General features: G+C 45.7%; 14 protein-coding genes. 12 read left to right on the forward strand and 2 right to left on the reverse strand.

Annotation, left to right across the window (positions count from 1 at the left end):
- Positions 1-71 precede the first annotated feature (71 nt).
- Positions 72-1583, forward strand: a complete 1512-nt coding sequence (locus NYE53_RS02385; protein WP_128473604.1) for a class I adenylate-forming enzyme family protein — start codon at positions 72-74, stop codon at positions 1581-1583.
- Positions 1584-1602: 19 nt separating this feature from the next.
- Here NYE53_RS02385 and NYE53_RS02390 read toward each other — a convergent pair whose 3' ends face one another.
- A complete protein-coding gene (locus NYE53_RS02390; protein WP_336155069.1) occupies positions 1603-2199 on the reverse strand; it encodes a class I SAM-dependent methyltransferase in 597 nt (198 codons plus the stop codon).
- Positions 2200-2354: 155 nt separating this feature from the next.
- On the opposite strand from NYE53_RS02390, the gene NYE53_RS02395 reads away from it, so the two are divergent.
- From NYE53_RS02395 to amj, 5 genes are all read left to right on the forward strand, one after another.
- Positions 2355-3215 carry an SDR family oxidoreductase gene (locus tag NYE53_RS02395; protein ID WP_336155070.1) on the forward strand — a complete coding sequence of 287 codons (861 nt, stop codon included), beginning with the start codon at positions 2355-2357 and terminating at the stop codon, positions 3213-3215.
- Between the two features lie 15 nt (positions 3216-3230).
- Complete coding sequence (lyxE, locus tag NYE53_RS02400; RefSeq protein ID WP_339247051.1) at positions 3231-3734, forward strand: D-lyxose ketol-isomerase; 504 nt, start codon at positions 3231-3233, stop codon at positions 3732-3734.
- Between the two features lie 88 nt (positions 3735-3822).
- On the forward strand, positions 3823-4419 hold the full coding sequence (locus NYE53_RS02405; RefSeq protein WP_133953667.1) for a GNAT family protein: 597 nt from the start codon (positions 3823-3825) through the stop codon (positions 4417-4419).
- A 31-nt stretch (positions 4420-4450) separates the two neighbouring features.
- Positions 4451-4873 carry a pyridoxamine 5'-phosphate oxidase family protein gene (locus NYE53_RS02410; protein WP_003234396.1) on the forward strand — a complete coding sequence of 141 codons (423 nt, stop codon included), beginning with the start codon at positions 4451-4453 and terminating at the stop codon, positions 4871-4873.
- Between the two features lie 505 nt (positions 4874-5378).
- The gene (amj, locus tag NYE53_RS02415) at positions 5379-6188 is read left to right on the forward strand and encodes a lipid II flippase Amj (protein WP_123372821.1); all 810 of its coding nucleotides are present in this window, start codon (positions 5379-5381) and stop codon (positions 6186-6188) included.
- A gap of 44 nt (positions 6189-6232) precedes the next feature.
- On the opposite strand, the gene NYE53_RS02420 is transcribed toward amj, so the two are convergent.
- Positions 6233-6523 (reverse strand): DUF3817 domain-containing protein, encoded by a 291-nt coding sequence (locus NYE53_RS02420; protein ID WP_014475846.1) that lies wholly within the window; start codon positions 6521-6523, stop codon positions 6233-6235.
- 184 nt (positions 6524-6707) lie between these two features.
- On the opposite strand from NYE53_RS02420, the gene lrpC reads away from it, so the two are divergent.
- The 6 genes from lrpC (at position 6708) to NYE53_RS02450 (ending at position 14488) form a co-directional block, all read left to right on the forward strand.
- The gene (gene lrpC / locus NYE53_RS02425) at positions 6708-7142 is read left to right on the forward strand and encodes a transcriptional regulator LrpC (protein WP_003246585.1); all 435 of its coding nucleotides are present in this window, start codon (positions 6708-6710) and stop codon (positions 7140-7142) included.
- Positions 7143-7206: 64 nt separating this feature from the next.
- A complete protein-coding gene (locus tag NYE53_RS02430) occupies positions 7207-9390 on the forward strand; it encodes a DNA topoisomerase III (protein WP_339247055.1) in 2184 nt (727 codons plus the stop codon).
- 202 nt (positions 9391-9592) lie between these two features.
- Positions 9593-10681 (forward strand): lipoprotein YdaJ, encoded by a 1089-nt coding sequence (locus tag NYE53_RS02435; RefSeq protein ID WP_339247056.1) that lies wholly within the window; start codon positions 9593-9595, stop codon positions 10679-10681.
- A complete protein-coding gene (gene epsK / locus NYE53_RS02440; protein WP_133953664.1) occupies positions 10662-11513 on the forward strand; it encodes a cyclic-di-GMP receptor EpsK in 852 nt (283 codons plus the stop codon). The genes NYE53_RS02435 and epsK overlap by 20 nt, the downstream gene beginning before the upstream one ends.
- 10 nt (positions 11514-11523) lie before the next feature.
- Complete coding sequence (locus tag NYE53_RS02445; protein WP_339248483.1) at positions 11524-13233, forward strand: DUF2334 domain-containing protein; 1710 nt, start codon at positions 11524-11526, stop codon at positions 13231-13233.
- Positions 13226-14488, forward strand: coding sequence for a glycosyltransferase family 2 protein (locus NYE53_RS02450; RefSeq protein ID WP_003246697.1), 1263 nt, complete (start codon positions 13226-13228; stop codon positions 14486-14488). Before NYE53_RS02445 ends, NYE53_RS02450 begins: the two co-directional genes overlap by 8 nt.
- Positions 14489-14490: the final 2 nt, after the last annotated feature.

A 14490-nucleotide genomic window follows, 5' to 3' on the forward strand; every position in this document is an offset into this window, starting at 1 on the left:
TAAAATGGGTGAGGTAAGGAAGAAAATCTAACAAATTATTGAAGATTCAAGAGAATATAGGAGATGACGATATGGAAACATTACAGCATCTGATTCTGCATGACATGCCGAATAGCGAAGAAATAGAGGCTGTAAAAAGCGGAGACCATACACTGACATATAAAGGTTACCGTAAACGGATTAATCAGCTGGCGAATGCCATGCTTCAAAAAGGAATTCAAAAGGGCGACCGTGTTGCATTGCTTTGCAAAAACGGCCATCCCGCCTCAACTGTTATGTTCGCCGCACTTGAAATAGGTGCTGTTGTCGTACCTGTCAGCTGGCAGCTGAAACCATATGAAATGACAGGCATTTTAAAAGCAAGTGAACCGAAAGCGATGTTTTACGGAGCGGAGTTTAAAGAGATACTGGATGAAGTTCTTCCTGAATTGTCCTCACTGTGTGTAACAATGGAAACAGGAACAGCTTACGAAACATCTGCTGAATTTGAAGCGCTGTTTGCAGGTCCTGATCATTTGCCAGAGACGGAAATGGTTTCCCCTGATGATACAGCACTTCTGATGTTTACATCTGGAACAACGGGAAACCCGAAAAGATGCATGATTACACATGGCGGCATATACAGATACGTTAAAAAATCCAACAGCTCAATAGCACGCATGAAGGGCCTTCGTTTTCTCGCGTGCCATCCGATTTATCATACGAGTGCGCTCATTTGCATCATGCTTGGAACGTTTGCAGAAACAACCTTTGTGTTTACAAAGGATCAAGATCCTGTTCACATGCTGAAGGTCATTGAAGAAGAAAAAATTCAAACTGTGATGGCTCTTCCTGTGTTTTACACGTATTTGCTTGAAGCGTGGGAAACGCATCAAACCGACTTATCTTCGCTTGTGATTTTAATGACAGGCGGAACAAAAGTGCCGAGCAGCCTGATCCGCCGCTATCTTGATATCGGCATTCCGCTCGCGCACGGCTATGGAAGCACTGAGGCTTGGGGAATCAGCACATGGCTGCCTGAGATGGGAATGGATAAAGCGGCATCTGCAGGAAAACCTGTGGCAGGTGTTAAAGTCAAAGTGGAAGATCCTCTGACCGGAGAAGAACTTCCTCAAGGAGAAATCGGCGAAATCGTTGTTCATACTCCATTCTTATTTAAAGGCTATGAAGACAATCCTGAAGCAACAGCTAAAGTGCTGCAAAATGGATGGTTCAGAACCGGAGATTCAGGCTATGTGGATGAAGATGGCTTTATTTTCATCACGGGACGCTACAAGGATGTCATTATTTACGGAGGCGATAACGTCTATCCTGATCAGGTTGAAGAAGTTATCCAGCAGATCCCGGGAATCCTTGAAACGGCTGTGGTCGGTATTCCAGACCCGCTTTACGGTGAAAAACCGAAAGCTTTTATCGTGAAAAATGGCGGCCAGCGCATCACGGAAGAGGATGTCATCGCATTTTGTAAAGAACGCCTGTCCGCTTACAAAATACCTGAAGTTGAATTTGTTAACGAACTGCCGAAAAACAACCTTGGCAAAGTGAAAAAAGACGTCCTGCGCAATCAGGCTGTACATTCATAAAAGAAGAAGCCCGTCCACTTTATGTGGCGGGCTTCTTTGCAGTTGCACAGACGGAAAGCTCAGGCTTAATGTTCTTAAATTGTATATCAATGTCTTCGAAGCCGGCTGCTTTGAAGTCGGCAATCATCTGTTTTCCAAATGATTTGGTTTTCTCAGGGCTGGCATCCGCTTCCCGGGGCTGCATCGTAATGGCTGCTTTGCCGCCGGGCTTTAAGGCACGATAAATCTGTTTCATGCCTTTTGTTTGGTCATTCCAAATGGTGTAGTTGTTAACGGAAATCACTTTATCATAAAACGAGGCGGAAAGAGGAAATGTCTCGACGCTTCCTTGTATCAGGCGTACCTCCTCTGATTTCACTCTGCGGGCGGCCAGCTTCAGCATGGCCTCTGACACATCAATCCCATGAAGATGAACATCCTTTTTGCGTTTCAATATCTGCTGCATGCAGTATCCCGGGCCAAACCCGACTTCTAAAATGCTGTCCCCGCGCGTGATACCCAGCTGATTGATTGTCCACTGATTCAGTGTTTGATTTTCAGCAGCCATGATGTACCCGGCAATCATGCCGATGACGCCCTTTGGCCTGCTGAATCTTCTAGAAAGCATGTTAATCATTCAGCAACCAACCCCCTTTTTGAGTTAATTTCCTCCCAGCGTTCCATGTGAAACATTTTTCTGATAAAGCAATGCGAAGGTGCCAAGCCATGTTTATCCAAAGAGTGTGTGAGGTACACAACAAATAGACATGAAAACAAAGGAGGAGAATCATCATGACAAATTATCCAAAAGAACTGCCGGCACAAACTCAAAGTCGCCAGCCGGGAATTGAAAGCGAAATGAATCCAAGTCCGGTGTATGAGTACGAGGATTATAAAGGAGCAGACAAATTAAAAGGAAAAGTAGCTCTTATTACAGGCGGCGACAGCGGGATCGGACGCGCGGTTTCCGTCGCTTACGCAAAGGAAGGCGCAGACATCGCCATTGTGTATAAGGATGAGCATGAAGACGCTGAGAAGACGAAGAAACGTGTTGAACAAGAAGGCGTAAAATGCCTGCTGATTGCTGGTGACGTAGGTGAAGAGGAATTCTGCAATGAAGCGGTTGAAAAAACGGTCAAGGAACTAGGCGGCCTTGACATCCTTGTCAACAATGCAGGTGAACAGCATCCGAAGGAAAGCATCAAAGATATTACGAGCGAACAGCTTCACCGCACATTCAAAACAAACTTTTATTCTCAATTTTATTTGACTAAAAAAGCAATTGATTACCTGAAACCGGGCAGCGCCATCATCAATACGACATCCATCAACCCGTACGTAGGGAACCCGACACTGATTGATTATACAGCGACAAAAGGGGCGATCAACGCCTTTACAAGAACAATGGCGCAGGCGCTTGTTAAAGATGGCATCCGTGTAAATGCAGTCGCGCCGGGTCCAATCTGGACGCCACTAATCCCAGCTACGTTCCCTGAAGAAACAGTTGCTCAATTTGGGCAAGATACGCCGATGGGCCGCCCTGGACAGCCTGTTGAGCACGTCGGCTGTTATGTGCTCCTGGCATCAGATGAGTCCTCTTACATGACAGGACAGACCCTGCATGTCAACGGCGGAAACTTTGTGACGACATAAGAGGGAGTGAGACATATGGGCATCACGAAAGAAGAAGTGAACAGCTACTATCAAAAAGCAGGGATTGTATTAACGGACGAGGAAGTAGACCAAATCCAGCTGATGGATTACGGCTTAGGAAAAGAAAGAAAAGTCGGGCTCCAGCTCTTCGTCTACGTCAATACAAACCGTTATTGTTCAAAGGAATTGGTGCTGTTTCCGGGACAGACTTGCCCGGAACACCGCCATCCGCCGGTCGACGGCCAGGAAGGCAAGCAGGAGACCTTCCGCTGCCGCTACGGAAAAGTGTATCTTTACGTAGAAGGAGAAAAAACGCCGCTTCCAAAAGTTCTCCCTCCTCAGGAAGACAGAGAACACTATACGGTCTGGCACGAAATTGAGCTAGAACCGGGCGGGCAATACACGATTCCACCAAACACAAAGCATTGGTTCCAGGCCGGGGAAGAAGGTGCCGTCGTGACGGAAATGTCATCGACGAGCACGGATAAACATGATATCTTTACCGATCCAAGAATATAAGGATGGGCTTAAACAGCCCATCCTTTTTTTGTATTGAAAAAAACAGAATCATCGCTATAATGGGTAAAAAAGGAAAGAGGGCGAGGCAATGTTCACTTGCAAGGTAAATGAGCACATCACCATCCGATTATTGGAGCCGAATGATGCGGAGCGGCTGGCCGAACTCATTATCCAAAATCAGCAGAGGCTCAGCCAGTGGCTGTTTTGGGCGGTAGATCCAAGCAGCGCTGACACGTACAGAGAAACCATCATTCCAGAATGGCGGCATCAGTATGCAGACCTGACCGGCATCGAAGCGGGGCTCCTTTATGACGGCAGCCTATGCGGCATGATCAGCCTGCATAACCTTGATCAAGTGAATCGTAAGGCGGAAATCGGATATTGGATTGCCAAAGAATTTGAAGGGAAAGGCATTATTACAGCTGCCTGCCGAAAACTCATTACGTATGCTTTTGAAGAGTTTGAGCTGAATCGTGTGGCGATCTGTGCGGCTGTCGGAAACGAAAAAAGCAGAGCGGTTCCGGAGCGGCTCGGGTTTCTAGAGGAAGGCAGGGCACGGGACGGCTTATACGTAAACGGCATGCATCACGACCTCGTCTACTACAGTCTGTTAAAGCGTGAATGGGAAGCGAAAAATAAAGAGCACACTTTCTTGTTTAAATCTTCCCCGGATGTGGAAAAGTAACAGCGGAGACGTTAAAAAGGAGTGATTCGAGATGAATCAGCAAGACATTAAACAAAAAGTGCTTGATGTTCTAGATCACCATAAAGTAGGTTCGCTCGCAACAGTTCAAAAGGGTAAACCGCATTCCCGCTACATGACTTTTTTCCATGACGGGCTGACGATTTACACACCGACAAGCAAGGAAACTCATAAAGCAGAAGAAATTGAGAACAACCCCAATGTCCACATTTTATTAGGCTATGATTGTGAAGGTTTTGGCGACGCATATGTCGAAGTTGCCGGAAAAGCCAAAATCAACAATTCGGCAGAACTCAAGGACAAAATATGGAGTTCCAAATTAGAGCGCTGGTTTGACGGCAAGGATGATCCGAATCTGGTGATTCTTGAAATTGAACCGGAGGATATCAGATTAATGAATGCCGGGGAGAAAACACCGGTCTCACTCGAACTATAAAAAATTTGTGTTTTCAGGGGCGATATGTTATTATGAATAGCTAGTAAGAAAAATAAGCAAATAAAAAAGAAAGTAAACTTCTTTTTTCTGTTTTGAGAGAGAAGCTTACCGCTTCCCAAGCAGCATAACCAGCTGCCCTTATTCTTTTCCTTCATAACAAATCGCCCCTAACGATGAGATGGAAAAAAGACTTTTTTGTTTTACAATTCACACCGGCGCGGCTTCGGAGCCGCAGTGACGATTGAGAGGTAGGGCTTTCGTTGTCTTGTGTTCAAGAAATTTCCATGGTGTTTACTTTCCAGAATGATTCTTCGGAACAATGCTTTATGAATCTAACCCGCCTGACTTGGCGGATGATATAATCTTTATTTGCGTATAGAAAAGAATAAGACAAACCGCCCGGCGTACGCCGGACGGTTTTTTTATTGCAAAAAACACATCGTACTGAAACCTCCTTGTCTTCTTTCTAGTCTTATCTCTAGGATGAAATTGGAGGAAGAATAACGTGCATGTCATTACAACACAAGTACTTTTTATTTTTTGTTTTTTATTGCTGATTCACTCAATAGAAACCTTAGCCTATGCCACAAGGCTTTCCGGGGCCCGCGTTGGATTTATTGCGTCCGCGCTTTCTCTGTTTAATGTCATGGTCATCGTATCCAGAATGTCGAACATGGTGCAGCAGCCCTTTACCGGGCATTTAATTGATGATGCTGGAAAAAACGCACTGGCGATTGTAGGGGAGCAGTTCCGCTTTTTAATTTTAGGATCGACAGTCGGCACCATTTTGGGCATTATCCTGCTCCCGTCTTTTGTCGCTCTTTTTTCACGGGCGATTATTCACTTGGCGGGCGGCGGCGGCTCCGTTTTTCAAGTGTTCCGAAAGGGATTCTCGAAACAAGGATTCAAAAATGCCCTTTCCTATTTGCGTCTGCCGTCTATTTCATATGTAAAAGGATTTCATATGCGCTTGATTCCGAAGCGTTTGTTTGTCATCAACATGCTGATCACATCGATTTATACGATTGGCGTGCTTTCGGCTTTATACGCAGGCCTTCTGGCGCCGGAGCGCAGTACGACAGCCGTCATGGCTTCGGGTTTGATCAACGGAATTGCGACGATGCTGCTGGCTATTTTTGTTGATCCTAAAGTATCCGTTCTAGCTGATGATGTGGCAAAAGGAAAACGAAGCTATATCTATTTAAAATGGACCTCTGTCACAATGGTCACATCAAGGGTGGCGGGCACACTCCTCGCCCAGCTCATGTTTATTCCGGGGGCCTACTATATTGCGTGGCTGACAAAGTGGTTTTAATAAGAAAGGCTGGATCATAAAAATCCAGCCTTTTTTGCGTTCCCTTATTTATATTTCCTTAATCCGCGGTCGTACAAAAAATTTCCGAATGGGACGAAAGCGGCGATGAAGCCGGCAGCTGACCATTTCAGCGGCCATTTGACAGAGAAGGTTGCATAAGCCAAGACAAGCAAATACAAAATGAACAACCCGCCGTGAACCGAACCGACAATTGTCACCGCAAGCGGAAGGCCTGCCCAATATTTAAGCGGCATAGCGATGAACAGCAGGATTAAGAGTGACATTCCTTCAATAAAACCCATCGTGCGAAGTCTTCCGATCGGCGTGTGCAGCATAAATCGCCCTCCTTGTGGACACGTTTTCATTTTATACTATAAACAATCCGGAGGGGCATATGACAGCTTTCAAAAAATGTTCGGAAAACATTCATTTTTACATGCCTTTTCTAGGGAACTGTACTTGTCATTTACAAAAATACCCGAGATAATGTGTACAAAATCAAAAAAGAAGGATGTTGAAATGAAACTTGACCAGATTGATCTGAATATCATTGAGGAGCTGAAGAAGGACAGCCGTTTGTCGATGAGGGAATTAGGCAGAAAAATTAAACTGTCGCCTCCATCTGTAACAGAACGGGTAAGACAGCTTGAATCGTTTGGCATCATCAAGCAATACACGCTGGAGGTCGACCAGAAAAAACTTGGGCTTCCCGTTTCCTGCATTGTGGAAGCAACCGTTAAAAACGCGGATTATGAGCGGTTCAAAAGCTATATTCAAACATTGCCGAATATTGAATTTTGCTACCGGATTGCGGGTGCAGCCTGCTATATGCTGAAAATCAATGCCGAAAGCCTCGAAGCGGTAGAAGATTTCATTAACAAAACATCGCCCTACGCGCAAACCGTCACTCACGTCATTTTCTCAGAAATTGACACGAAAAACGGGCGCGGTTAGAGAGTGCCGCGTGAAGTCTGTTATAATAACAGGATGAGCGTGAAAGAAAGAGAAGTGATCAAGCATGTCAAAAACAGTTGTATTAGCTGAAAAACCTTCAGTCGGCCGGGATTTAGCCCGGGTGCTGAAGTGCCATAAAAAAGGAAACGGTTATCTCGAAGGCGATCAATATATTGTGACCTGGGCTTTAGGCCATTTGGTGACGCTTGCTGATCCGGAAGGCTACGGAAAAGAATTTCAATCATGGCGCCTAGAGGATCTGCCGATTATCCCAGAACCCTTAAAGCTTGTGGTGATAAAAAAAACCGGAAAGCAGTTCAATGCAGTCAAATCCCAGCTTACCCGTAAAGACGTCAATCAGATTGTCATCGCGACTGACGCAGGCCGGGAAGGTGAGCTTGTTGCGCGCTGGATCATTGAGAAAGCGAATGTCCGAAAACCAATCAAGCGGCTGTGGATTTCATCTGTGACGGATAAAGCGATCAAGGAAGGTTTTCAAAAGCTGCGCAGCGGCAAAGAATATGAAAACCTGTACCATTCTGCCGTCGCCAGAGCGGAAGCGGATTGGATTGTGGGGATCAACGCCACCCGTGCACTTACCACAAAATTCAATGCCCAGCTCTCATGCGGTCGTGTGCAGACTCCGACGCTAGCCATGATTGCAAAGCGTGAGGCAGACATTCAGGCATTTACGCCCGTTCCGTATTACGGCATACGTGCTGCAGTCGACGGCATGACGCTGACGTGGCAGGATAAGAAATCAAAGCAGACGAGAACGTTCAATCAAGATGTAACAAGCCGTTTGCTAAAAAACCTCGAAGGAAAGCAAGCGGTCGTAGCTGAGCTGAAAAAAACAGCGAAAAAAAGCTTTGCGCCTGCGCTTTATGATTTAACGGAGCTGCAGCGTGACGCCCACAAGCGCTTCGGTTTTTCTGCTAAAGAAACGCTTTCTGTACTGCAGAAGCTATATGAGCAGCATAAGCTCGTCACATATCCGCGGACGGACTCTAGATTTTTATCCAGTGACATCGTCCCGACGTTAAAAGACCGTCTGGAAGGCATGGAAGTAAAACCGTATGCCCAATATGTCAGCCAAATTAAAAAACGCGGCATTAAATCTCATAAAGGATATGTCAATGACGCGAAGGTGTCAGACCACCACGCGATTATCCCGACCGAAGAGCCGCTCGTTCTCAGCAGTCTGAGCGATAAAGAACGAAAGCTGCATGACCTGATTGCGAAACGTTTCCTGGCTGTATTAATGCCTGCATTCGAATATGAGGAAACAAAGGTCATCGCAGAAATCGGCGGAGAAACCTTTACGGCGAAAGGCAAAACCGTGCAGTCGCAAGGGTGGAAAGCCGTTTATGATATAGCGGATGAGGATGATGAGCAGGAGGATGACAGAGACCAGACACTTCCTGCGCTTCAAAAAGGCGACACACTTGCCGTCCGCACGTTAACGGAAACAAGCGGCCAAACGAAGCCGCCTGCCCGCTTTAATGAAGGGACCTTGCTGTCAGCGATGGAAAACCCAAGCGCATTTATGCAGGGAGAAGAAAAAGGCCTCGTCAAAACGCTTGGAGAAACAGGCGGCCTCGGCACGGTGGCAACGCGTGCCGACATTATTGAAAAACTGTTCAACAGCTTTTTAATCGAGAAAAAAGGCCAAGATATTTTTATCACATCTAAAGGAAAACAGCTCCTGCAACTTGTTCCGGAGGATCTGAAATCACCGGCCTTAACAGCAGAATGGGAGCAAAAGCTGTCTGCGATCGCGGCCGGCAAATTGAAATCGGCTGTTTTTATTAAAGATATGAAGGCTTACGCTCACCAAACGGTAAAAGAAATCAAAAACAGCAGCCAAACCTTCCGACATGACAATATCACGGGAACGGCATGTCCGGAATGCGGCAAAATGATGCTGAAAGTAAACGGCAAACGCGGGACGATGCTCGTGTGCCAAGATCGTGAATGCGGAAGCAGAAAAACAATTGCCCGAAAAACAAACGCACGCTGCCCGAACTGCCATAAACGGATGGAGCTTCGCGGCCAAGGCGAGGGCCAGACCTTTGCGTGTGTGTGCGGCCACCGTGAGAAGCTCTCCGTATTTGAAAAACGAAAAAACAAAGACAAAGCGCGTGCTACCAAACGGGACGTATCCTCTTATATGAAAAAACAAAATAAAGATGAGCCGATTAACAACGCGTTGGCAGAACAGCTGAAAAAACTCGGTTTGGATAAATAATAGAAAAACCTGTGCTTATCGCACAGGTTTTTCTATTGGACTTAGGTCCTATTTTCTTAATGTTCAAAAAGGGAAAAAAAAGCTAGCAATCTGCATTTTTTTCTTTTATAGTAAATGTACTTTGTAACATGGCAGTCATATTTTCGTCTATAACTATTTGTGAGCGTCTGATTTGCTTCAGGCGACAAAGGGGGATTTGCCTGTGAGGCATGTACTAATTGCTGTCATCTTATTCTTCTTATCTATCGGACTTTCCGCAGGGTGTGCTGAAGCTGGAAACAAGACCCAAAATCAGTCGGCGACAGAAGTGAATGCCAACCCGCTCCAGCCGGCGGAATATTTCATCTATCACAATTTAATGAATGACAAAGGGCTGATTAAAACCGATTTTTCAGACCAGCCTTCTTACTTGTCGGAATCTCTCGGACTGTGGATGGAGTTTCTGCTCAGCAAAAATGACGCACCGCATTTCCAGGATCAATATCAGCATCTGACTGATTCATTTCTGATGAGCAATCACTTGGTGACGTGGAAGATTCAAAATGGCCAAGCGAGCGGGACAAATGCGCTGATAGATGATATGAGAATTATGCTGTCTCTTGACCAAGCCGCCGCAAAATGGGGCCGCAGCGACTACGCGCAAACGGCTAGGGATATCGGCACGTCTTTGAAGACATACAATATGAACAATGGGTTATTTACAGACTATTACGACTCACAGGCCGCTTCAAAGGATGTGACGCTTTCATACGTCATGCCTGACGCCTTAGCTGTCTTAAAGAAGAATGGAATCATAGACGAAGACACAGAACAGCGGAATGCCAATGTTCTCTATTCAGCTCCTTTAAAAAATGGCTTTCTGCCGAAAACATACAGCTCGGAGACGAAGGAATACACATACGACAGTGAAATCAACCTGATTGATCAGCTTTACGCTGCTTGGCATTTGCCGGAAGGGGATGAAAAAGCATCTGTTTTAGCGGACTGGATCAAGCAGGAATTTCAGAAAAACGGAAAGCTGTACGGGCGGTATTCGGCAGATACCAAGGAGCCTGCCGTCCAATATGAGTCTCCATCCGTATATGCATTAGCCGCATTGTTTTTGACAAAACAGCATGAAAACAGTTCTGTCATCAAAGCCATATATGACAGAATGAATGACTTTGAAATTCATGATCCGGTGAAATCATATTATGGAGGCTATATGAGCGGCACTCAGACGCATTCATTTGACAATCTGCTGCCGCTGTTAGCCGAAAGGAAGCTTTTTAATGAAAATATCATTCAGTGAATCACAAAAATTATTTGCTTATTTTTCAGGGCTCATAGCGGCCCTGTCTTTGTTTATTTATTATGTGTCAGCCCAGCAATCAGAAGGTGCTCTGATCCTTTGCATCACATTTGTCGTCATCGCCGCAGGCATCTGGTTCGGCCCGATTTACGCGCTGGCAGTGACCTTAATCGTACTCTTTGTTCTCGGCACCTTAATGATGTTTTTCCAGACTGGACAGACATCGCTCTTTCCGGCTGAGGAAGGGCTGCGAATGCTTGTCGTGTGGGGAATCGCGCTTTTGCTGTTTTCTTTTATTTCTGGAAGAATCCACGATATTACAGCAGAGCTTCGGCGCTCGATTACACGGCTTCAATCCGAAATTAAAAGCTATGTTGCTGTTGACAGAGTGACCGGTTTTGATAACAAGCAAAGGATGAAGCTGGAGCTTTCAGAAGAAATCAAGCGGGCGGAGCGCTATGGCAATTCTTTTGTGTTTTTGCTGCTCCATATGCATTATTTCAAAGAGTTTAAGTCTTTGTACGGTGAAAAAGAAACCGACCGCCTCTTCCAATATGTCAGTCAGCAAATCAGGACAAGCGTTCGGGAAACGGATAAGAAATTCCGTCCCTCTGACGAGCGTATCGGGATCGTGCTGACGCACACGCCTGCTGAACATATGCCGGCCGTTCTGACCAAGCTGAAGAAACAATTGGATACATATCAGCTGGAGAATGGAAAGTATGTGTCGCTTACGTTCCACGTTTGCTATTTGCCCTACCACAACGATATCAAAACAGCTGATCAATTTTTAGAAGAACTGGAAAACGAGATGATGATGAATGAACTATAAAGGAATCACATTGCTATGCGTCATGATGTTTCTAGTTTCAGCTATTGCGTCTTTTCCCGTTTCTGCGCAAGCGAAAGATCAGGATGCCGGCATTCTCATCATCTACTCAACCTTGGACGGCAAAAAGTCGTCACAAGTCAAAATGCTCGATTTGCTTGCGGGCCACTTTACATCCCGTGTGACAGTCAAAAAAGATTCAGACGTTGAAGCGTCGGATTTCAAAGGGAAAGACCATGTGATTTATTACGGCCAAACGAAAAGAAAGCTCAGCAAAAAACTGCTGTCTCTTATCAGCGGCGTAAAAAAACCGGTTGTCGCCATTGGCTATAACGCAGGCCAAATCAGCCAATTTTCTGGGCTTTCATTAGCCCGCAAAGAAAATGTGTTTCAGGTTCACAGCAGGTCAGAAAAGGCCGATGTGTCTCTGGAAAGCGGGCTTAACGTGCTGAGTGTATCAGGCCTGAAAGGAACGGCGCTTTACACCTTCAAAGCCGATGAAGGCACCACGCATTCTTTTATATGGAAAACAAAAAAAGGGAATGTGTACATTGGATTAACAAATTTGTTAAATGACAATTTGATCGTGGCGAAACAGCTCAGAGAAGCTTTCGGAGAGAAGGCGGGGACGACGTTATTGTATTTGCGTCTCGAGGATATCAGCCCGATGTCTGATGAAAAACTGCTGCTTCAAGCCGGTACATACCTGCATAAGCGGCATATTCCTTTTATCCTGGCGGTCATTCCGGTTTACTTGAACCCGGAAACAGGCGACAAAGTGTATTTGTCTGATCAACCGAAGATGGTCAAGGTGCTGAAAAAGCTGCAAAGCATGGGCGGCAGTATCATTGTTCACGGCTATACTCACGCTTATCGCTACAGTGAAACAGGAGAGGGCTTTGAATTTTGGGATGCAAAGGCGGATCAGCCGATTACATCCGGAAATGCCGAAGACCCCCCGTCCATTTTGGAGAAGGCACAGGACTTCCCGAACGAACAAGCCTATCACAGCTATCTTGAACCATTTCGGGAAAAGGAAGAAACGTATACAAAACAAAAACTGACGCGTGCCATTGAGGATTTGACATCGTCGGGCCTTTACCCGCTGGCGTTTGAAGCGCCGCATTACACGATGTCCGATTATGGCTATCAAATCGCCTCGCGGTATTTTACAAGCATTTTCGGCCAGGTCCAGCTCAGCAGCACAACATGGAAAACATCCGGTGCACCTCCGTTTGTGACTGCTCCTTCGATGTTGCACGGAATGACGCTTTATCCGGAAACGATCGGTTTTGTCGACACATCAAAGCAAAACCCGCTCGGTGAGATGGAGGAGCACATCTCCCAGATGATTGATTTTGAAGGCGGAGTAGCCGGAGGATTTTATCACCCGTACCTCGGGATGAAATATCTGCCTGAGCTGGTTGATCAGATGGAACGCATTCCAGACAGTGAATGGCTCGATTTAAAGAAAACGAAACAAACCGTCAAAACAGACAAAGTGGAAATTCATACAAGCGGTGACGGAACGATTCAGGTGAAAAACGGTGTAAGCGCCATTGACGAGTTTTTCGATCATCACCGACAAACCCCTCTTGAAAAGGCGTTATGGATTCTCTCTGCTGTTGTGCTCTTATTTGTCATCATGTTTGTCAGTTATACGTTTTACTTGAGAGCCACATTGAAAAAACGAATTTTTAAGGAGAGAAGAAGCCTTGGGTAATACGCTGTTCTTTATCTCGCTAAGTTTAATATGGGTGATGCTTCTCTACCACATGTTCCTCATGCAGGGCGGGTTTCGCCACTATATGACCTTCGAACGGAATATTCCAAAGTGGAGAGAAAACATGAAGGAACTGCCGAAGGTCAGCGTCCTCATCCCGGCGCATAACGAAGAGGTTGTGATTCGGCAGACGCTGAAGGCGATGGTCAACCTTTATTATCCGAAGGACCGGCTGGAGATTATCGTCGTTAATGATAATTCATCAGACCGGACGGGTGATATCGTCAATGAATTTTCCGAGAAATACGATTTCATCAAAATGGTGATTACGAAGCCGCCAAATGCAGGAAAAGGAAAATCCTCTGCACTTAACTCGGGTTTTGCCGAATCAAACGGCGATGTGATCTGTGTGTATGACGCCGACAACACGCCTGAGAAAATGGCCGTGTATTATCTCGTGCTCGGCCTGATGAATGACGAAAAGGCAGGCGCCGTGGTAGGGAAATTCCGCGTTATTAATGCAGCGAAGACGCTGCTGACGAGGTTTATTAATATCGAAACGATCTGTTTTCAGTGGATGGCCCAGGGAGGCAGATGGAAGTGGTTCAAAATCGCCACGATCCCAGGCACCAACTTCGCGATCCGCAGAAGCATTATCGAAAAGCTCGGAGGCTGGGATGACAAAGCGCTCGCTGAGGATACTGAGCTGACCATCCGGGTGTATAATCTCGGCTACCACATCCGCTTTTTCCCTGCCGCCATCACGTGGGAGCAGGAACCGGAAACATGGAAGGTATGGTGGCGCCAGCGCACCCGATGGGCGCGCGGCAATCAATATGTCGTGCTCAAATTTTTGGCGCAGTTTTTTAAGCTGAAACGAAAACGGATTATCTTTGATTTGTTTTATTTTTTCTTTACGTACTTCCTGTTTTTCTTTGGCGTGATCATGTCAAATGCGATTTTTGTAGTGAATTTGTTTTATGATTTGCATTTATCGGTTGGATTTTTGGCAATGATTCTCTGGATTTTGGCATTTTTCTTATTTATGACAGAGGTCATGATTACGTTGAGCATTGAAAAAACAGAAATGAACAAGCAAAACTTTTTTATCGTATTTCTCATGTACTTCACATACTCGCAGGCATGGATTGTGCTTGTTATCTACTCTTTATTCGTAGAAATCAAGCACCGTTTATTCAAGCAAGAGGTCAAATGGTACAAGACAGAACGATACAATCAACATAAAAGCGGGTGACC

This window comes from Bacillus sp. FSL R5-0523, assembly GCF_037975295.1.
GTDB classification, from domain to species: domain Bacteria; phylum Bacillota; class Bacilli; order Bacillales; family Bacillaceae; genus Bacillus; species Bacillus subtilis.